General features: G+C 49.4%; 18 protein-coding genes. 2 read left to right on the top strand and 16 right to left on the bottom strand.

The features are described from left to right. Positions 1 to 216: 216 nt before the first annotated feature. Positions 217 to 1350, bottom strand: coding sequence for a M20/M25/M40 family metallo-hydrolase (locus KJS69_RS07485; protein ID WP_213583122.1), 1134 nt, complete (start codon positions 1348 to 1350; stop codon positions 217 to 219). Positions 1351 to 1481: 131 nt separating this feature from the next. Between KJS69_RS07485 and prli42 the strand changes: the two genes are divergently transcribed. Then, on the top strand, positions 1482 to 1583 hold the full coding sequence (gene prli42 / locus KJS69_RS07480; protein WP_213583121.1) for a stressosome-associated protein Prli42: 102 nt from the start codon (positions 1482 to 1484) through the stop codon (positions 1581 to 1583). Positions 1584 to 1676: 93 nt separating this feature from the next. Here the strand turns inward: prli42 and KJS69_RS07475 are convergent, their stop codons facing one another. The 4 genes from KJS69_RS07475 to lpdA form a co-directional block, all read right to left on the bottom strand. Further along, positions 1677 to 3014 carry a dihydrolipoamide acetyltransferase family protein gene (locus KJS69_RS07475; protein WP_213583120.1) on the bottom strand — a complete coding sequence of 446 codons (1338 nt, stop codon included), beginning with the start codon at positions 3012 to 3014 and terminating at the stop codon, positions 1677 to 1679. Between the two features lie 110 nt (positions 3015 to 3124). Continuing rightward, positions 3125 to 4111: an alpha-ketoacid dehydrogenase subunit beta gene (locus KJS69_RS07470; RefSeq protein ID WP_213583119.1), complete on the bottom strand. Its 987-nt coding sequence runs from the start codon at positions 4109 to 4111 to the stop codon at positions 3125 to 3127. Positions 4112 to 4127: 16 nt separating this feature from the next. Beyond that, positions 4128 to 5129, bottom strand: a complete 1002-nt coding sequence (locus KJS69_RS07465) for a thiamine pyrophosphate-dependent dehydrogenase E1 component subunit alpha (RefSeq protein ID WP_213583118.1) — start codon at positions 5127 to 5129, stop codon at positions 4128 to 4130. Positions 5130 to 5353: 224 nt separating this feature from the next. Continuing rightward, a complete protein-coding gene (gene lpdA, locus KJS69_RS07460) occupies positions 5354 to 6775 on the bottom strand; it encodes a dihydrolipoyl dehydrogenase (protein ID WP_213583117.1) in 1422 nt (473 codons plus the stop codon). Between the two features lie 286 nt (positions 6776 to 7061). On the opposite strand from lpdA, the gene KJS69_RS07455 reads away from it, so the two are divergent. Then, positions 7062 to 7334 (top strand): DUF2627 domain-containing protein, encoded by a 273-nt coding sequence (locus KJS69_RS07455; RefSeq protein WP_249730418.1) that lies wholly within the window; start codon positions 7062 to 7064, stop codon positions 7332 to 7334. A gap of 7 nt (positions 7335 to 7341) precedes the next feature. Here KJS69_RS07455 and KJS69_RS07450 read toward each other — a convergent pair whose 3' ends face one another. From KJS69_RS07450 to KJS69_RS07400, 11 genes are all read right to left on the bottom strand, one after another. Further along, positions 7342 to 8226 (bottom strand): MraY family glycosyltransferase, encoded by an 885-nt coding sequence (locus KJS69_RS07450; RefSeq protein ID WP_213583116.1) that lies wholly within the window; start codon positions 8224 to 8226, stop codon positions 7342 to 7344. Next, entirely contained in the window at positions 8220 to 8909 is a 690-nt protein-coding gene (locus tag KJS69_RS07445) for a glycosyltransferase family 2 protein (RefSeq protein WP_213583115.1), read from the bottom strand. Before KJS69_RS07445 ends, KJS69_RS07450 begins: the two co-directional genes overlap by 7 nt. Beyond that, positions 8906 to 9940, bottom strand: coding sequence for a putative cytokinetic ring protein SteA (steA, locus tag KJS69_RS07440; protein WP_213583114.1), 1035 nt, complete (start codon positions 9938 to 9940; stop codon positions 8906 to 8908). The genes KJS69_RS07445 and steA overlap by 4 nt, the downstream gene beginning before the upstream one ends. Before the next feature lie 218 nt (positions 9941 to 10158). Then, on the bottom strand, positions 10159 to 10968 hold the full coding sequence (gene spo0A / locus KJS69_RS07435) for a sporulation transcription factor Spo0A (RefSeq protein WP_213583113.1): 810 nt from the start codon (positions 10966 to 10968) through the stop codon (positions 10159 to 10161). 239 nt (positions 10969 to 11207) lie between these two features. Then, on the bottom strand, positions 11208 to 12539 hold the full coding sequence (gene spoIVB, locus KJS69_RS07430; RefSeq protein ID WP_213583112.1) for a SpoIVB peptidase: 1332 nt from the start codon (positions 12537 to 12539) through the stop codon (positions 11208 to 11210). A gap of 120 nt (positions 12540 to 12659) precedes the next feature. Further along, positions 12660 to 14399 carry a DNA repair protein RecN gene (recN, locus tag KJS69_RS07425; protein WP_213583111.1) on the bottom strand — a complete coding sequence of 580 codons (1740 nt, stop codon included), beginning with the start codon at positions 14397 to 14399 and terminating at the stop codon, positions 12660 to 12662. A 285-nt stretch (positions 14400 to 14684) separates the two neighbouring features. Next, positions 14685 to 15134: a transcriptional regulator AhrC/ArgR gene (ahrC, locus tag KJS69_RS07420; protein WP_213583110.1), complete on the bottom strand. Its 450-nt coding sequence runs from the start codon at positions 15132 to 15134 to the stop codon at positions 14685 to 14687. Beyond that, positions 15135 to 15605: a hypothetical protein gene (locus KJS69_RS07415; protein ID WP_213583109.1), complete on the bottom strand. Its 471-nt coding sequence runs from the start codon at positions 15603 to 15605 to the stop codon at positions 15135 to 15137. A 432-nt stretch (positions 15606 to 16037) separates the two neighbouring features. After that, the gene (locus KJS69_RS07410; RefSeq protein WP_213583108.1) at positions 16038 to 16874 is read right to left on the bottom strand and encodes a TlyA family RNA methyltransferase; all 837 of its coding nucleotides are present in this window, start codon (positions 16872 to 16874) and stop codon (positions 16038 to 16040) included. Between the two features lie 14 nt (positions 16875 to 16888). Then, the gene (dxs, locus tag KJS69_RS07405) at positions 16889 to 18772 is read right to left on the bottom strand and encodes a 1-deoxy-D-xylulose-5-phosphate synthase (RefSeq protein WP_249730417.1); all 1884 of its coding nucleotides are present in this window, start codon (positions 18770 to 18772) and stop codon (positions 16889 to 16891) included. Next, entirely contained in the window at positions 18747 to 19385 is a 639-nt protein-coding gene (locus KJS69_RS07400) for a hypothetical protein (protein ID WP_213583107.1), read from the bottom strand. The genes dxs and KJS69_RS07400 overlap by 26 nt, the downstream gene beginning before the upstream one ends. Between the last annotated feature and the right edge of the window lie 547 nt (positions 19386 to 19932).

Genomic DNA, 19932 nt, shown 5'->3' with positions numbered 1-19932 from the left:
TTATTTAATTTAGTTAACTGCATAAAATTATGAAATTTTATTTCACCCCTTTGTTATAATATATAAAACAAAATCGAAGTATTCATCTTTTTTATTGAGTGCAAAATTCAAAACTAAGATCGAGTAAGTAGTAACATGGTCTCGTAACTAAAAAGACTCTTAAACCATCCATTTCAGGTTTAAGAGTCTTTCTATCGGCTTATGACCCGGAAGCGGCTATTGACCCGAAGCCACCTCTTGGATGATAGCTAAGACGAGCTCAGCTGTGCTGACAAGCTCGCTCACGGGCATTTGTTCGGAGGTCGTATGGATGTTCTCATAGCCTACCGCCAAATTGACCGTTGGAATCCCCATTCCATTAAAAATGTTGGCATCACTGCCGCCGCCGGTATGAAAAGTTTCCGGTGATTTGCCAATAGACCGGATAGCCTTCATAGCCAGACTTACAACGGGAGTGGTCTCGTCATATTTGAACGACGGGTAGATAAGCTCGCTGCTGAATTGCACCTTGGCGCCCATTTCCTCCGCCGCCGCTTGGCTGGCGGCACGCATGGCTTCCACCTGCCGTTCCAGCTTTTGCTGCACCAGACTGCGAGCCTCCGCCTCCAGCTTCACCCGGTCGCAAACAATATTCGTCTGGCCGGTTCCCATAAAGCTGCCGATATTCGCAGTCGTCTCGAAATCGATCCGGCCGAGCGGCATTTTGGACACCGCACGGCTCGCCACCGTAATCGCACTGATTCCGTCCTCCGGATTAACACCGGCATGGGCCGATCTTCCCTCGAACATAATCGATATCTTCGCTTGCGATGGGGCGGCTACCGCTATTTTGCCTACTTCGCCATTGGAATCCAATGCATAGCCGAATTGGGCTTCCATTAATTTGGGGTCCATCGCCCGAGCACCGTTCAAGCCGGATTCCTCTCCGGCCGTAATGACAAATTGGATGCGCCCATGATCCATTTGCTGCTCCCGCAAGACGCGAATCGCTTCCAGCATGGCCGCAATTCCAGCTTTGTCATCGCTCCCGAGTATCGTTGTTCCATCGCTGCGTATATAGCCATCCTCATCCAATCTGGGCTTGATGTTATTTCCCGGGGCGACCGTATCCATATGAGAAGTAAAGAAAATGACAGGAGTCTGCTTCCCCCGCTCCGTCGCCTCAAGGGTGCAAATCAGATTGCCGGCCCCATGACCGGAACGGGAGGCCGAATCGTCCTCCAGCACCTTCAATCCTAATGCAGAAAACTTCTCCTTGAGTACTTGACAAATTTCCTGCTCATGCATCGTTTCGCTGTCTACCTGCACGAGCTCCATAAACTCTTCAACTAATCGGTTTTGTTGGATCATTGGACTTTCCTCCGTCAGGATTAATAGGTTACAATAGGAAATGAATCATTATCGGACAAGATTATAGATGAGTTCGGCCTATTGGGGTGTCCATAGATAGTATTCCCATAAAATAGAGGAGTTGAATAACCATGAGAAGAAACAAAATGTGGTTCCGAATCGTCATTTACGTCATGCTGGCCAGCATGCTGTTATCGACCCTTTTGTTCAGCTTCGCTTTTATTTTCCAGTGATCCGTTCAAGCATACGACAGATCATTGGAGTTCGACTGCTGCAGATGCAGCTGGAAATGTCAGATGGGGAATCCCCCACCTGATTTAAACTGCCTAGTATATATTCGTTTCGGCGTTGAAACTCTCCATATTTTCTTTAACTCTTTGCAAAAATCGTCCGCAAATGACCCCGTCCAAAATCCGGTGATCCAGAGACAGACATAGGTTAACCATAGAACGGACTGCGATCATATCCTGAATGACCACCGGTTTTTTAACGATAGATTCAAAAGTAAGGATGGCCGCCTGCGGGTAGTTAATGATCGGATAGGATAAGATCGACCCGAAAGAGCCCGTATTGTTTACTGTAAAGGTTCCCCCTTGAATATCATCCAGCCCGAGCTTGCCCGCACGGGCTTTTTTCGTTAGCCGATCAATTTCCCGGGCGAGGCCGGCAATATTTTTTTGATCCGCATTTTTGATTACCGGAGTGACCACCATATCCTCTGTCCCGACGGCGAGGGAAAGGTTAATATCCCTCTTGACGATAATTTTATCAACACCCCAGACGGAGTTCATAATCGGATAATCCCGAATGGCGCTTACGACAGCTTTTAATAAAAAGGCTAGATAAGTAAGGTTGATTCCTTCCTTGCGGCGGAAATCGTCCTTCCATTTATTGCGCAGCACGACCAGGTTGGTGACGTCCACCTCTATCATCGTCCAGGCGTGAGGGATTTCCGTTACGCTCTGCCGAGTCCGGCTCGCGATCGTATGACGGATCGGAGAGACGTCTATAAAATGATCTCCCGAACCCTGTTGCTCCGACTCATTCATCTTGACCCACGAGATCGGCGGATCCTGGGACAGATGCAGACCCGACGTACGGACAGGGACCTGAGGTTGCTTGAGCTCTTCCGCCCGCATGTCCTCACCCGACTCCGAATTCCGTGCCGTTCCTTCCCCGCGTTGATCCGCATAGGTCAGTACGTCCTTGCGCGTAATTCGGCCTCCAAGTCCGGTTCCCTTCACTTTATTCAAATCTATGTCGTGTTCGGACGCCAGCTTTAATACCGCAGGCGACAAGCGGGAGCGCATATCGTTGGAGCCTGAAGCTTGCTCTGTTTCTTCGAGTTTGCTGCTTCCTCCGTCATAGGATTCCGGAGCCGCTGCTCCCTCCGCTTCCGCGCCTGTATTCTCCAGACGAACGATACAGAGCACGTCTCCTACGTCCGCGGTCTCTCCTTCCTGCACCCGAATCTCCGTAAGCGTACCCTCCACTGTCGAAGGCATCTCCACATTGACTTTTTCAGTCATCAATTCACATAATACGTCGTATTTCCGAATGTAATCACCGGGTTGCTTAAGCCATTGTCCAACCGTTGCCGATACGAGAGTTTCAGCTAGATGGGGAACCGTGACTTCTACTTCCCGCCCTTTGGTTTGATTCATTATTCGTCCTCCTAAGGGTTATCCAATCTGGAGGGAATCGTCCTTCCGATCGGAAGCGTCTTTCTTTCTCCACTTCATGGACATTAACTCTTAATTGCCGACTCTGTATTTTATATCGAGGCGAGCTGTCTCATCGCATCCTTCAGTTTCTCCGGATTCAGCAGATAATGTTTTTCCAAGGTCGGGCTCATTCCGACAGCAGGGACATCCACCCCGCACAATCTCATAATCGGAGCGTCCAGGTCATAGAACATTTCTTCCGAGATGATAGCCGAAACCTCCGCCCCGACTCCTCCAGTTTTGTTATCTTCGTGGACGATCAGAACTTTGCCGGTTCGGGCTGCGGCCGCGAGAATCGCTTCATTGTCAAGCGGCTGCAGCGAGCGCAGGTCCAGCACATGGGTGCTGATTCCTTCTTCTTCTTCTAAATCGTCCGCTGCTTTCAGCGCAAAGTGAACCGTCATTCCATAGGTGATAACGGTTATATCCGTTCCTTCTCTCTTGACGTCGGCCTTGCCGATAGGAACGATATAATCTTCGTCCGGCACTTCCCCCGAAATCAGCAAGTAGCATTTTTTATGTTCGAAGAACAGGACCGGGTCTTCATCCCGAACGGCCGCTTTTAACAATCCCTTGGCATCGTAAGGGGTGGACGGAGCGACCAGCTTCAATCCCGGAGTGCCAAAAAAAACCGACTCCGGACATTGGGAATGATACAGTCCCCCGCCTCCCGTCGCTCCGTACGGAGCGCGAATCACGACTGGGCAGTTCCAGTCGCCGTTAGAACGGTAGCGGATTTTGGCCGCCTCGCTAATGATCTGATTGGTTGCGGGAAAAATAAAGTCGGCAAACTGCATTTCGGCAATCGGCCGCATTCCGTACATTGCCGCTCCGATAGCCACACCCGCTATAGCCGATTCGGCAAGCGGAGTATCCAGCACCCGCTCCTCTCCGAACATCTCGAACAAATGCTTCGTAGCGTTGTTGACCCCGCCTTTAACGCCGACATCTTCCCCCAGCACGAAAACTTGGTCGTCCCTCTGCATCTCGTCCTGCATGGCGGAACGAATGGCTTCCAAATATGTGATAACGGCCATCCGGCATCCCCCTCCTTTAAGGTTGTGCGTATACGTGCTTCATTAAATCTTCCGGTTTCGGATAAGGCTGCTGATCGGCATAATCGGTCGCCTCGTTCACTTCCTGCTGAACCGCCTCCTGAAGCTCGCGATCCTCTTCCTCCGTCCAGATTCCGCAGTCCATTAAATACTGCCTGAATTTGGGAAGGCCATCCTGCTTGCGATGTAATTCCACTTCTTCCTTGGATCGGTACAGCATGTCGTTATCGGAGGTAGAGTGGGGCGACACTCGATACATAACCGCCTCTATCAGGGTCGGTCCTTCACCGCGGATACCTCGCTCCCGGGCTTCTTTAACTGTTCGGTAAACCTCCAGCACATCGTTGCCATCCACACGAAATCCGGGGAATCCGTATCCAATGGCCCGATCTACGACTTGACCGGCAACCTGCTTATTCAACGGAACCGAAATAGCGTATTGATTATTCTCGCACATCAGAATCACAGGCAGCTTATGAACTCCGGCAAAATTACAGCCTTCGTGGAAATCTCCCTGGTTGCTGGAGCCTTCTCCGAACGTAACGAACGAAACACCCGGCTTCCTGTTCATCTTCGCAGCCAGAGCAAAACCGACGGCATGCGGAACTTGAGTCGTAACTGGACTGGAGCCGGTAACGATACGCAGCTTCTTGTGTCCAAAATGTCCGGGCATTTGTCTGCCGCCGCTGTTAGGATCTGCCGCCTTGGCAAAGACGGACAGCATCAGCTCCTTCAAGGTCATCCCGACACTTAATACGAATCCATAGTCCCGGTAATACGGCAGAAAATAATCTTCCTCTCGGTTAAGGGCATAGGCTGCCGCAACCTGGGCGGCCTCCTGACCAATTCCGGAGACGTGGAATTGAATCTTGCCGGCTCTTTGCAGCAGCAAGCACCGCTCGTCAAACTTTCTTGCTCTTACCATGTTCCGGTACATTCCTATCGCTTCCTGATCTGTCAAGCCCAATGAACGGTGTTTAGTCAATTGTCCTATGGACATGGAGTAAACCTCCTTCTATTCCATACTGGTCAAGCTTAAAATCGTAATTTCCTAAAAGCGATCCTGACATCCAGTTATCGTTCCATCGAAATCGAAATAGCCAAACTGATTTGGAATTTGGCAACAATCGGTGTGCTAAACAGCAAAATTAATACCTGGTCTTAAGACTTAACTTTAGTATATCATACCATATTCGAGATGTCCGTGAATAGTACTGTCCCGGATTACATTCCGATCGCTTGCCCATCCACTGCCAGCATCGCTTCCCCTAATATTTCAGACAGAGTCGGATGAGGATGGATAGTCATCGCCACTTCCCATGGAGTGGCGTCTAACAACTGGGCAAGGGCGCCCTCGGATATATAGTCCGTCACATGGGGACCAATCATATGAACCCCGAGCAAATCATTCGTCTTTTTGTCTGCAACGACTTTGACGAAGCCGTCGCTCTCTCCGTGAACAAGAGCTTTACCGATTGCTTTAAAAGGAAATTTACCTACCTTCACGTCGAATCCCTTCTCGCGGGCTTGCTGCTCCGTCCAGCCGGTGCTGGCCGCTTCTGTCCGAGTATAGATGCAGCGAGGGATCTGATGATCCGGAGTCCGATTGGGTACAAGTCCTGCTATATGATCAACAGCCGCTAACGCTTCATGAGTAGCGGCATGGGCCAGCTGCAAGCCTCCGATGACATCGCCGATCGCGTAAATATGAGGTTCTGCCGTCTGCAGATGCTTATTCACTTTAATAACGCCGTTCTCGATGCGAACATCGGTATTTTCCAGTCCAATATTTTCCACATTGGCTTGTCTGCCGACGCAGACAATGATTTTGTCCGCCTTGAATTCGAGCTTTTGTTCGTTGTGTTCGGCTTCTATCCGAACGCCCCCTGTTTCCTTGGCGACGGTTTCTGGAAGAATGCGGGTACCGGTATGTATCTTGATTCCTCTTCTCTTCAATATTCTTGCCATCTCAGTAGAAATCTCTTCGTCCTCCATAGGCAGAATCCGCTGATCGTATTCCACCAAGGTCACCTCAATGCCAAAATCATTAAGCATGGAAGCCCACTCGACTCCGATCACTCCCCCTCCGATAATCAGCACCGAGGAAGGAAGAGCTTCCATCTGCAGAGCTTCATCACTTGTCAATACAAACTCTCCGTCGATTTCGAGACCCGGAAGCGTCTTGGGTCGAGACCCCGTGGCGATGATGAGCTGCTGCGGAACGATCGTCTCTGTCTCTCCATTGACTAGCTCAACGGCAATCGATCCACTGCGGGGAGAGAAGATGGACGGCCCAATGATTCGTCCATTTCCTTCAATGACTTCGATTTTGTTCTTGTTCATCAAATATTGGACTCCTTTATGGAGTTGATCAACTATCCTCCGTTTACGCTCAAGGACTTTAGGATAATCCAGTGACATGGATGAAATGACAATTCCGTAATCTTCACTCTGTTTCATCTGGGCATAGAGCTCTGCGCTCCTTAACAAAGCTTTACTGGGAATACATCCCCGGTGGAGACAAGTTCCCCCCAGCTTGTCCCGTTCCACTATCGCGACGGTTTTGCCCAGCTGAGCGGCGCGGATCGCGGCTACATAGCCTCCCGTCCCGCCTCCTAGCACTACTATATCGTATTGGTTGGACATTATGATTGTACCTCCCGATGACTTGTCAGGCTTGCCTGCATATTATCCCTTACCCGGCATGGCATACGCTTCCGGTCAGGCTCTAGCATTTATTGTACTCTTTTTAACCATCATAAATATAGTATTTGTTCCAAAATAGACGAAATAGACACAAGCGCATATTCCTTGTATGATTAAGATACTTTCGGCAATAAAGATTTATCGTTGGAATCCGTTTCGTTCCGACCGACTGGGATTATCCTTATTGCCTAATCTATACCAAAGAGCAAGAGGGATGGAGAAGAAAATGATGAGTACGAAAAATCCAAGCACCGCATCCCGTTTGATCGCCGCCCTCCTGTTGGCCGTGCCCGGAATAGGGGCGACCTACGGGTTCCTGCTAATGAAGAATTCTATATTTGATCAGTTCCATCCGGATGTGGCTTTTCCTTGGGGGAAATTTCTGGCGGGCCTGCTGCTTTTTCTTATTGGGGTCGGTTTTATTGCAGGCTGGATTTTTTTCCGGGATCAAAAACGCAACTATGTCGCCCCCCGTTTTAAGAAAAGACGAAAACGTTAGGCACTTCTCATTCCGTTGGCCTGCCCCAACGATCCACACGCGAAAGCCATCTTACCGCTGCTATATGCTCGGTAATGGATCGCCGCTCGGCAAACCGGTGAAGCTGTACAAGCAGGGTTGTCCCGATGGCTAGAAGCCAAATAGGGGACACCGCGAACAGGAGACAGCCAAGGGCGAACCCCAGCAGGTTCGCTCCGGTATCGCCGATCATCAGCTTACCTCGTAAATCCAGAGGAAAAAGCAATGCTGCTCCGATCCAAAGCGGGAATAGAAAGCTGAAGGCCAGCGCTGCCTGTCCTCTTGCCGTTGTCATCGCCAGCAGCAACAAAGACAGCCCTATGAATGCTTTGAGAGCACGTCCGGGACGAACGTCCAGCAGATTAATGGTATTAGTCATCAATGGAATAAACCCAATTCCCCATAAGGCTTTCCACCCCAGTCCATCCGTCTGGATCGAAATCCAGACCGCCATAGTTAGAGCGATAACCGCTTTAGCGGCCCCGGAAGTTACGATTCCTTCACGAAACAGCTTGTTCCAATGGCCTTTTATCCCTTTCGTCTCGCGATCTCCCCAACGGTCATCCCACCATCCAGTCAAGCCTACGGCTGTCAGCGCCATCAAATAAACCGGATAAGATAGAGGCAGTATCCGCCCACCCAACGCATCACTTATTGCTTGAGGCAACAGGAAGGCGCGGTCTGCCCATTCGACGGCCCATCCATAGGCTATCGCCAATGCAAGCAAATAGATGCCTAATCCGGTCGGGATGAATTGACCGGCATAATTCCCCCGCATCAACTCGCCAGCGGTCAAACATCGGAGCAGTAAAAATACAAGCCCGTAAGCCCCCAGGCCAAATAAAACTGTAAACCAAACGATAAATATTAGCATATCGGTTTCCTCCATTTGGACCACAGGGTGAGCCCCACTGCAAAGAACTGCCTTCCGCGATGAGTCCATCCGCTCACGTCATTCCCTGTCAGCCGGTGGCAAAAAGGGATATCTACTTCGACGATTCGAAATCCAAGGACCGCGGCATCGATTGTCATTCCCACCTCTACTCCGAAACCGGAGGAAAAGCGGCCAATTCGCTCAAGCACGCTTTTCTTAATCGCCCTTTGTCCGGACAACGGAGCTTTACACTGATATCCGCTTAGCGCCTCAATTCCATACCGGGCCAACCGCTTAACCAGCCCAAATCCTCCGCGTTTACGACGGGGCACGAAACAAGCGACGCTCATATCCGCTCGTCCATCGAGGACAGGCTGCAGCAGCAAGTTCGCATAAGCAGCCGTTTCCCTCAGATCGGCATCCAGAAACAGGATGACTTCCCCGTTGGACTGAGCCAGGCCTGACTGAAGGGCAGCCCCTTTCCCCTTATTGACAGCATGCCGAACGACATAATGGCATAAAGCTTCCGCTAAATCGGCGGTCCGGTCCGAGCTGCCATCGTCGACAACGATCAACTCCGCATCGACATGGTCGGCGAATGGACGCAGGGCACGCAATGTCGCGGTGATGGTACGCTCTTCATTCCAAGCCGGAATAATGACGGAGACTGCTGGGCTGCTCATAACTGAGAGCCCCATACCGGTTCCGCCGAGCTAAGAAAGCCATATCCTTTAGCGTCGATCAGCTTCCCTCCAAGCTTGATGCGGACCAACAACGAGCTCCCCATACCGGGCCTGCCCTTTTCCAAAAAATCAAGCACTCCGGTATGGGTTCCCACCGCTATAATTCGCTCGGCTCCATGTTCATCCGCGAGCAGCAAAGCCGCATCCTCACTTGTGCCATGACACATCCACAGCTTGGAGGGAAGCCCTAATTCATGCATTCTGGCTAAACCTGGAGCATGGCCGCTTGTATAGGAATGCACTACGATTTCCGCTCCGGAGAGCAGGGCCGACTGACTGACACTGTCCATATCGCCGACAATGATATCTGGACTGTACCCGCAATGAATAAGAGCGTCTGCCCCGCCATCCACACCGATCAGCACCGGTTTTACAGCGGTTATATAAGGCTTCAGAGCATGCAGGTCCACCATATGATGCGGCCCGCGAATAACGACAAGAACATGCCGACCTTCCAGCGGCGTTCGCAATGGAATCCGCGGGAGGGGGCGGGTCAGCCATTCCTTCTCCGCAACGGCAAAGCTTAGCGTGTTATTGGCAAAAGCGCGGAATACATCCGCATAGTGCGAATGGGAATGATCATAGGCTTTCTTATAGGCATCTAAATTAAATCTCCGACATGGAATACCCCATTGGCCGGTTCTGAAAAATCTGCCATCTATATAAGCCACGACCCCATCCTCAACCCAGCTGTAATGATGAGGATCTATTTCAAATAAAGGGATGTCCGCTTCCAGCAGAACTCGTGCTCCGCCTGCGGGGAATTGTCCGGTTATAAACTCAGCCGCATTCACCACCGCCTGCACTCCGGCAAGTACTAAAGATTCCGCGGTGGTCACATCCAGATTCGAATGCTGCAGGACCGCTATGGATCCGGGTTCCAGCTCGGGAAGAAGCTCCTTCGTCAAAGTTCCTGCCCTCACCCTTCCCGATAAAATTCTATCCACTTTCTTTTCCATCCAAATAGCCACGGCTTTGCACTCCGTTCCTCGTGATCTGGTTGTCCTTATTGTTGCTTATTAAGGAGCAATCCATTCCACTCCCAGACCGATGGCCAAAAAAGAGCAGAGTTCCGTTGTTCCCGGCTCTGCCCTTTTAATTAATCATCATTCAGTTCCTTTCCTCGCTGTAAAATTAACAAGTCATTGACATCCGACGACAATCAGTCCTCGGGGCGGTTCTCCCCCTTTCAGGAAACTTTATGCTCGATTCTCAGCTTGTCCGCCACCATAGCGATAAATTCGCTGTTTGTCGGCTTCGCCTTGCTTATGTTGATCGTATATCCGAACAGGTGGGAGATGGAGTCAATATTCCCCCGTGTCCAGGCTACTTCAATCGCATGACGAATCGCCCTTTCCACACGGCTGGGGGTTGTTTTGTAACGTTCTGCAATAGCGGGATATAACGTTTTCGTAATCGCGCCCAATATTTCGATGTTGTTATAAACCATCGTAATCGCTTCGCGTAAGTACTGGTATCCTTTAATGTGAGCCGGCACACCGATTTCGTGAATAATGCTCGTTATATTCGCATCCAGATTGCGGCCTTTTGTCATAGGCACTACATTGCTTTTGGATAGGGATGAAGAACCTGTAGAAGAAGTAACCGCATTCTGGTTGTTGGACACAAGCTGTCTAATTCTGCTGGTCAGCACTTCCATGTCAAATGGCTTCAGAATATAGTAGGAAGCTCCCAGTTGAACCGCTTTTTGGGTAATCGTTTCTTGGCCGAACGCCGTTAACATTATAATTTTCGGTTGAGGGGACAGGTTCATTTCACGCAGCTTTTCCAGTACACCCAAACCGTCCAAATGCGGCATAATAATATCCAATATAAGGACGTCCGGCACCTTATCCTGCTGTTCAATCAGCCGGAGAACCTCATTGCCATTATAAGCGACACCTGTAACTTCCATATCTTCCTGGTTATCGATAAACTCCGAAAGCAAGTTAGTAAATTCCCGGTTGTCATCCGCCAAAAGCACTTCAATCTTTTGCAAATTGTTATCCTCCTTATAAACTGGAATGTAAGCTTTTTTCGCTATAAATCATTTCGACATCTAAATTTAAATTCCTGCTGTCGAAAATTATTTTTCTTTCTTTTTTTTTCGATTTGATTTATAATAGATAATTTCATCAAAATTTCTTTCTTTTTCTACAAAATTCCGCAAAACCTTCCAATACAGGCTTTAAAAAATGAAAACAAGCCTCATGATCTTTTCCACGAGGCTTGTGCTTATTAGCTTGCTTGAGAATCCGGTGCTTTCTGATTGCGCAGGATGATTCCCGCATCCTGGAGCATCCATTCGATAAAGCAACCATATCCGGAGCTTGGATCATTAACGAACACATGAGTGACGGCTCCTACCAGCTTCCCGTTCTGAATGATGGGACTGCCGCTCATTCCTTGCACGATCCCGCCCGTTCTTTCCAACAGCCGCGGATCCGTAATTTTGATAACCAATCCTTTAGTTGCGGGAAATTCCTGCTTGGCTGTATGCATAATCTCAATGCTGAATTTCTCGACCTTTTGTCCGTTGACGACTGTATAAATTTCAGCAGGCCCTTCTTTAACCTCCTCAGCGAAGGCTACAGGAATCGGTTTTTGCGCCAAACCGAAATCCGGCTGCTGCAACATCCGGCCAAAGATGCCAAATGGAGTGTTCTTTTCAATATTTCCAATCACTTTACTTTCCTTAAAGAAGTGCGCTCTCTTCTCTCCTGGTTCCCCTGTCTGGCTTTTTGCAATCGAGGTTACGTTGGAATGAACAATTTCCCCGCCTCCGACTTCTATCGGAGTTTGGGCGTCCATGTCCGTTATGACATGGCCGAGCGCTCCATATACTCCCTGATCCTGAGCGTAAAAGGTTAAAGTTCCCACTCCTGCAGCGGAATCGCGAATATAAAGTCCGAGACGGTAAGCTTTGTCAATATAATCATAGGCTGGCTGCAAGGAGACTTTAATTTGCTCTTTGTTTCGTTTAACTGTTAAATCCAGCGGTTGCTTGGATTCCCCGGCCTTTTTAACCAGTTCCCCCACTTTAGTGACATCATTGATGACCACCCCATTGATGCTCGTAATGAGGTCTCCTACTTGAATCTTCGCTTCCTCGCCGGGGGATACTTTTTGCTCATCGGAAACCGAAACAAGATGATGCCCGACGACAAGAATTCCTGACGATTTTAATTTCACCCCAATCGTCTGACCGCCCGGAATGACCTTCAAATCCGGAACAACATTCACTTTTACAGTTTTCAACGGAATTTTTCCGAACAATTTGAGCTTCATTTCCGTTTGTCCCACATTGTGCGATTGGAGGGTAAAAGGCTCCTTAAGGTTCAACTCAAAGGAGGGGCGAGACGAACCATTCACTTGGACGATGCCGGGATCCTTAACGCTCACCTGTGCCTGAACAGGCATGGATAACGCCAATTGCTTGCCTTGTCCGGAAAAAATGTGCAGCTCTTCGGGAAACGCCGCGAAGCTTTGAAAGGGTGTAGAGATGCTGATTAGAGCTACGAAGAAAACGAGAAGTAGTCCGATCCATCTTTTTCTATTGCTGGGGTTCAAACATATCACGCTCCCTTACTTCTGCTGCCTGACGAGGAGTTGTCGTCAAAAGCGTACCTATAAGTTAACCCCAGCCAAATCGTTTTATTACTGTAAATGATGCCACGAAAGACAAGGAAATTAACGGCTTGGCACTTCTTCGGAATCTTTTCTGGCTTCCGCCATTCGGATCATTTCCTGTGCATGGTGCAGGGTGGTCTCCGTCACTTCTACCCCGCCAAGCATTCTCGCCAATTCAACCACACGTCCCCGTTCGTCCAGAGCTGTCACTAAGGTGAAAGTTCGCTCGCCCTCCACTTCCTTGCGGATCAAGTAGTGTCCATCTGCCATGCATGCCACTTGGGGGAGATGCGTTATGGAGAACACCTGGCACTCACGCGAAAGTCTGGACAGCTTCTCTGCAATAGCTTGGGCAGCCCGTCCGCTGACTCCAGTATCTACCTCATCAAAAATAAGAACCGGAATTAAATCCACTTTGGCGAAAATGGTTTTCATTGCAAGCATAATCCGTGACATTTCTCCTCCGGATGCGATCTTGCTAAGCGGGCGTAAAGGTTCCCCCGGGTTCGCAGATATTAAAAACTCCACTTGATCCATCCCATGAGGACCGATTTTTACCGTCTGTCCCTCTACGGAAGGTCCCTGCGGGTCGTGGAGAGGCTCCAGCCGGATGGCCATCCGGGTTCGCTCCATATGTAATTCTTGCAGCTCACGCTCTATGGAAGAAGCCAGCTTGTCCGCCGCCTTCTTGCGCAAGCTCGACAGCTCTCGCGCATAAGAAATCAGCTGCTCCAGTTGTTCGGCCAACTGCTTCTGCAGCTTTTGCATGGCTTCGTCTTTATTTTCCAGAAGCTCCAGTTCTTGCTGGATTTGCTCCATATAAGCTAATATTTCAGTCGTAGTCGGTCCATATTTGCGCCGAAAGGATGAAATCAGGTCCAGCCGCTGCTCAATCTCTTCCAACCGCAATGGATTAAACTCAATCTGCTCACGATAATCGCGAAGCTGGTAAGCCGCATCCTCCAGTTGGTAGTACGATGACTGCATTTGTTCCACCAGAGGCTGAAGCACCTTCTGATCGACCCCTGCAATTTCCTGAAGCTTATGGACCGAGTTCCCTATCGCATCCAAGCCTTTATTTCCGTATAAAGCTTCGTAAGCTTCCGTCACGTTTTGAAACAATTTTTCCGCATTCCCTAGCTTGTGCTTTTCTTCCGCTAACCATTCATCCTCACCGGCTTTTAATTCTGCGGCCGAAATTTCCTCTACTTGAAAACGGTATAAATCTTGTAGGTGAAGCGCTTCTCTCGCCGATTCCTGCAGCTCTGTCAGTTGCTTCTGAATCCGCTTATACTGCTCGTAAGAAGCCCGGTATCGTTCTTTGGCTGCCTGCAGAGGCTTGCCTCCATACAGGTCGAGCCAATGAATATGCTGCTCCGGCTTCATCAGCGATTGATGCTCATGCTGTCCATGAATGTTAACGAGCCATTCCCCAACCTCCCGAAGCATGGAGAGATTGACGAGTTGACCGTTGATCCGACTGACACTTTTACCTTGTCCGGATACTTCTCTGCGAATGACCAAATGCTCGTCCGGTGAGGCATCGATTCCGATTTTATTCAGAACCTCCCATACCGGATGCCCTGCTGGCAGATCGAACAGCGCTTCAATTTCCGCCTTGTCGCACCCATACCGAACGAGCTCGGAAGAGCCGCGCCCGCCAGCTATTAAGCCTAACGCGTCTATGATAATCGATTTACCGGCGCCTGTTTCCCCCGTCAGCACTTGAAATCCTTCGCGGAAAGACAGCTGCACCGATTCAATGACAGCCAGATTGCGAATCGATAGTTCCGTTAACATTGGATCGTCCTCCAAGCAGGTCAGTTTGAGTTGCAAGACAGCTTAGCCTTCGAATTGCGAATTTTGGTATATGTGGCATTAAAGAAAGGGATCATTCCGTTCCGAAGGAAAGTGCCTCCGAAGCTTCAAACATCATACTCCTTCCCCAAAAAGTGAAGATGGGCTTCGAAGCGATTCCAGGGTCTTCGGATGGTAGGAATACAAAGCCAAAACTCGCCCTGGAAGCATCTTTCTTTCTCCACTCCATGATCTATCCATTCTTTAGATCAACTTATATAGTTCTTGTTAACTAATCATCCCGATAATCCGCTCTACAAATTGCTTGCTTTGTACTTTGGTGCGACATATGATGAGGATCGTATCGTCCCCGCAGATGGTTCCCATTATTTCTTCCCACTCCAAATTATCGATAAGCGCCCCAATCGCATTGGCCGTTCCCGGCATACATTTCATGACGACCAGATTATCCGTGTAATCAATGCTGACATAATGGTCTGTTAAAGCCCGCTTCAATCGAAAGGATGGGTTATAATGCTTGTCCGGGGGAAGCGAATATTTATACCGTCCGTCATCAAGCGGAGTTTTGATCAACTGTAATTCTTTAATATCTCTGGAAACGGTCGCTTGAGTCACCTGAAACCCCGACTCTCGTAAAGCCTGGACTAGATCATCCTGTGTTTCGATCTCACGGCCAGCTAATATTTCGCGAATTTTAATATGTCTTTGTCCTTTCACTCAATCATCACCTTTATCTCCATTGATTTCAAATTGGATCTTCTGGATCGTTCGAAGCTTAGGATCTACATATAAAATGCCTTCCGCTTCATTAAATATTAATGCATAAGCCATCAGCATATCTCTCAACCCGCTGCCGGTCATATCCAGAGGCTTGCGCTCCTTGGCCAGCTTGACGACATACAGCCCCTCATCTTTGCGGGCAAAATGATCGATAAACAACCGGCTCTGGTATTCCTCTTGCTCATTGACCCAAATGTTAATATTCACCTTGCGCTTTAAGGTCATGACTTCGTAGCCGGATTCTTCAAGCAGCTCGACCGCCGCCGTCACCGGAATTTCTTCATCCACTTCGATTTCCCAATCGCTTTCCTCCGGAGGCTTGTTCCACCATTGACGGAGCCGGGACCATCCCCACAGAATAAGAAGAGCTATAATGACTACAAGGATGTATCGATCGATGTTCTGCATCCGATCACCTCGCTACTTTTATTCTCTTCCCGGCCTTGCAATTCCTCTTTTTTTCTTTGAGGTTTGCCTATATGTGGGACTAAAGAAAGCGGATCATTCCGTTCCGAAGGAAAGTGCCTCCGAAGCTTCAAACATCATACTCCTTCCCCAAAAAGTGGAGATGGGCTTCGAAGCGATTCCAGGTACTTTTCGGGAACCCCGATCCAACCCATTATTCCTTATTTATGGATGGGCCTTCGGATGGTAGGAATACAAAGCCAAAACTCGCCCTGGAAGCATCTTTCTTTCTCCACTCCATGATCTATACATTCTTTAGTTCAATTTATATAGAATGTATCCGACCGTGAGCCCTTTATTTACTTGGGGATCTGAGAGCTTAACGGATTATCAGAGAATCGCTGATACAATGGCCGACAATCGAAAATAAACCCATCACTCGGATGGGTTTCTCGCAAGCGTATCCGCCGCGTCCTGAACGACTGCGCTAATCGTCGTTTCGATTCCTGCCGGCTCGGATAACGATGCTGAAGCTACTCGCCAGTAGGCTAAAAATTCGATATTTCCTTCCCCGCCCGTAATCGGGGAGAAGGTAAGACCGTGAAGCTCAAATCCGAGCTCAGCGGCAAAACGAACCATATTGGCCAGAACCTCCCGATGAACCTCCGGACTTCGAACGACGCCGGATCTGCCCACTTGCTCTCTTTCGGCTTCGAATTGCGGCTTGATAAGCGCCACCACTTCCGCGCCAATAAATAGCATCGCTTTAAGAGGAGGAAGGATCCGTTTAAGTGAAATAAACGAAACGTCGATAGAGGCAAATTCGGGTTTAGGTCCTTTCAGCCCTTCCGGTGACAAATGGCGGAAGTTCGTACGTTCCATGACATGAACCCGGGGATCGCTCCGAATGATCCAATCCAATTGATTATAGCCCACATCAATAGCGTAGACATAAGAAGCACCGTTACGAAGAGCGCAATCGGTAAATCCGCCTGTAGAGGCTCCGATATCCAGCATAACCTTAGCGCTAAGATCAATCCCGAATACCTGGAGCGCTTTCTCCAGCTTCAATCCTCCACGGCTGACATAAGGATGCACCGCTCCCTTGACCTGGAGTTTGGCCGAACGTGGAACCCGGGTCCCCGCTTTTTCCAGCCGTTCCTCCCCAAGAAAGACAAGACCGGCCATAATGGCCGCTTGTGCTTTTGCCTGGTTATCATAGTAGCCCTGCTCCACTAATAACAAATCTATTCGAACTTTATCTGAAGACATTCCGTTCCACCGTTCTAGGCTCTAACTTTTTTGCGGGGCAGCATAGCCTGTATTTGCAATGCGATGTTTTCTGGAGTTAATCCGATTTCCGCCCGTTGTTCCGAAATGCTTCCATGCTCTACGAAATAGTCCGGTACACCGATCGGTTTAATCTGCATCCCGTAAATTCCTTTATTAGCGTAGAACTCCAGCACGGAACTGCCAAAACCGCCCATCGCGGCGCCTTCTTCCAGCGTAAGCAAGCTCACTCGCTCTTTGGCCAGCTGCAGCAGCATAGTCTCATCCAACGGTTTAATAAACCGGGCGTTGATTACCCGTACATTCATTCCTTGCGGCTTCAACAGCTCGGCTGCCTGCTCCGCCAGCTGAACCATCGGACCTACTGCCAGGATGGCATACCCCGCCCCTTCCCTGACGACTTCCCACGTTCCGATCGGAATAGGCTTCATAGCCTCCTCGAGCTTGACCCCTGTCCCATTGATTCGCGGGTAGCGGACCGCAATCGGCCCATCATTGTATTCGATAGCCGTCTTCATCATATGCCTCAATTCATTCTCATCCTTCGGCATCATGACGACAATGTTGGGAACGCTCCTTAAGAAGGCGATATCATATACACCCTGATGCGTCTCTCCATCGGGCCCGACAAATCCGGCCCGGTCGATCGCAAAGGCTACATTCAGATTTTGCCGGCAGATGTCATGGACTACCTGATCATAAGCTCTTTGCAAAAAGGTCGAATAGACAGCAAATACCGGCTTCATGCCTTCGCCCGCCAAAGCTCCGCATAGTGTCGCGGCGTGCTGTTCAGCTATTCCGACATCAATCATCCGGTTTGGAAACCGATCCGCGAACTTCAGCAAGCCCGAGCCGGCGGGCATGGCAGGAGTGACCGCGATAATCCGGGGATCGTTCTCAGCGAGCTCGATCAGCGTACTGCCGAAGACGTCGGTATACATCGGCGGACCGACGGATTTAAGCATTTGACCCGATTCGATTTTGTAGGGGCTGGCCCCGTGCCAAGCCTGCGAATTGGCCTCAGCCGGCTTATAGCCTTTGCCCTTCACCGTCACGACATGAAGCAGAACGGGTCCTTGTACTTTATCCGCCTGCTGGAAGGAATCGAGTAACAGAGGCAGATTATGACCATCGATAGGCCCCATGTAAGTAAAGCCGAGCTCCTCGAAAAAAATTCCGGACACGACCAAATACTTCAGGCTGTCTTTTAATTTCTCTGCTGTCTTCGCTAAAGAATCTCCGATAGCCGGAATTTTCTTTAGAATATTCTCCACTTCTTCTTTAGCTTTCTTGTAATGCTTATCCGAACGAAGGCGGCTCAAATAATTGTGAATGGCGCCGACATTCGGAGCGATCGACATTTCGTTGTCATTCAGAACAACGATCATCTTCTTCTTCTCATGACCGATATGGTTCATAGCCTCAAGAGCCATTCCCCCGGTCATCGCCCCGTCTCCAATGACAGCGATAATTTTATTGTTTTCCTGCTTGAGATCGCGCGCAACAGCCATTCCCATAGCTGCGGACAGGGAGGTGCTGCTGTGCCCCGCCTCCCATACGTCATGCTCGCTCTCGGATTTTTTGACGAATCCGCATAACCCTTTGTATTTGCGAAGGGTGTGAAATTGATCTTTTCGTCCCGTCAAAATTTTATGTACGTAGGATTGATGTCCTACGTCGTATATAAATTTATCGTTAGGGCTATCGAATAAATAATGCATCGCAAGTGTAAGCTCAACAACACCCAGATTCGGGGCGAGGTGACCGCCTGTTAGCGAAAGCTTTTCAATTAAAAATTGTCGAATTTCTTCGGCCAGAATTTCTAATTCTGCAACAGACAGCCTTTTTAAATCCTCAGGCTGATTGACTTGTTCGAGCACGTTTATTCCCTCGCTTCCCGTTGAGTGATTTGCGCTTTCGTTTCTTCGGGTTAAACAAACGAATTTTTAGATGACGCTCCAAGTAATAGAACAACTTGCCAATCATCAGAACAATGTCCGTCGCGTAATGAATAGCGAACGATTTGCCCAATGCTTTGCCCCCGACCGTCATGGCCGAAACCATGGCCGTAAAGATTACGCTAATTGTAATGCTGAGCGCCTGACTTTCGCTTCCAATATTGCCCAGAAGCTTAATCACGACAATCGCAGAGGCCGCTCCGCTAATAACGCCCGCCATATCGCCGATAACATCGTTGCAAAAATTGGAGAACCGGTCCGCATTGCGGACAATATAGATGGAATGCTTGGAACCTTTAACCCGTTCGGAAGCCATTCCGTGAAAGGGAACCTCGCTTGCGGCCGCCGCCGCCAGTCCCAGAATATCAAAAAAAACTCCGATCAAAACCAGCAAGAATACGATCAGCATCCCGAAGCCCCACGACACACCTTCCAGTATGGAGGTGGAGGCAACGGTGAATATGCCGGCCATAATGAAGGTTACGACCGATATAAAAATACTCCATTTCATGGAGTGCTTTAACGAATATTTCATGCTTCGGAACGTCTCCATCTCTAATGAAATGGAGTGGCAGCTTTCTGAGTAAACGCTGTGGCTTAGGTCCAGTAGGTTTTCCCAGGCCAGTCTCCCTATCGTCGCCGAAAGGGCGGTTTCCCTTTATGCCAGCCTTGACGCTGTCGCCAGTCATCAGACTGGATTACCACTCAGACCACACTATAATCCCCAAAAAGCCTCACGGTTGTGAACAGTCTAGGAGTTTTCCTCGGGCAGTCCTTAACCAATTCTTAGCCTCTTTTGCAAGCCAGATTTCATACAGCACCAGTCTCCATTTTTTTGGCCGAAAAAACGGAGTCCTACTTTCTGTAATCCCCTCTGACTCACTCAAGGCAGGCTACGCTGCACGCAAGCCATTTTAGTCTCCCCGGCAGACGGTTAGGAACCGCCGGTTGAACAAGTTAGACTCGCCTTTGCAGGTTCATACCCCAAGCCGTAACCGAGCGCGCGGTGGCGCAAAAGCCACGAACTTGGGCCTCCGCGGAAGTAGGGTCAACGCCCACATGCCTTTGTGGATCGCCCTCCA

Origin of the sequence: Paenibacillus sp. J2TS4, from assembly GCF_018403245.1 — a bacterium.
GTDB lineage: Bacteria > Bacillota > Bacilli > Paenibacillales > NBRC-103111 > Paenibacillus_L.
This window is presented reverse-complemented; position numbering and strand designations above follow the sequence as displayed.

Coding starts and splice junctions, on each gene's coding strand:
- KJS69_RS07485 (WP_213583122.1), bottom strand. CDS start 1,350: ATGATCCAACAAAACCGATTAGTTGAAGAGTTTATGGAGCTCGTGCAG.
- prli42 (WP_213583121.1), top strand. CDS start 1,482: ATGAGAAGAAACAAAATGTGGTTCCGAATCGTCATTTACGTCATGCTG.
- KJS69_RS07475 (WP_213583120.1), bottom strand. CDS start 3,014: ATGAATCAAACCAAAGGGCGGGAAGTAGAAGTCACGGTTCCCCATCTA.
- KJS69_RS07470 (WP_213583119.1), bottom strand. CDS start 4,111: ATGGCCGTTATCACATATTTGGAAGCCATTCGTTCCGCCATGCAGGAC.
- KJS69_RS07465 (WP_213583118.1), bottom strand. CDS start 5,129: ATGTCCATAGGACAATTGACTAAACACCGTTCATTGGGCTTGACAGAT.
- lpdA (WP_213583117.1), bottom strand. CDS start 6,775: ATGTCCAACCAATACGATATAGTAGTGCTAGGAGGCGGGACGGGAGGC.
- KJS69_RS07455 (WP_249730418.1), top strand. CDS start 7,062: ATGATGAGTACGAAAAATCCAAGCACCGCATCCCGTTTGATCGCCGCC.
- KJS69_RS07450 (WP_213583116.1), bottom strand. CDS start 8,226: ATGCTAATATTTATCGTTTGGTTTACAGTTTTATTTGGCCTGGGGGCT.
- KJS69_RS07445 (WP_213583115.1), bottom strand. CDS start 8,909: ATGAGCAGCCCAGCAGTCTCCGTCATTATTCCGGCTTGGAATGAAGAG.
- recN (WP_213583111.1), bottom strand. CDS start 14,399: ATGTTAACGGAACTATCGATTCGCAATCTGGCTGTCATTGAATCGGTG.
- KJS69_RS07415 (WP_213583109.1), bottom strand. CDS start 15,605: ATGCAGAACATCGATCGATACATCCTTGTAGTCATTATAGCTCTTCTT.
- KJS69_RS07410 (WP_213583108.1), bottom strand. CDS start 16,874: ATGTCTTCAGATAAAGTTCGAATAGATTTGTTATTAGTGGAGCAGGGC.
- KJS69_RS07400 (WP_213583107.1), bottom strand. CDS start 19,385: ATGAAATATTCGTTAAAGCACTCCATGAAATGGAGTATTTTTATATCG.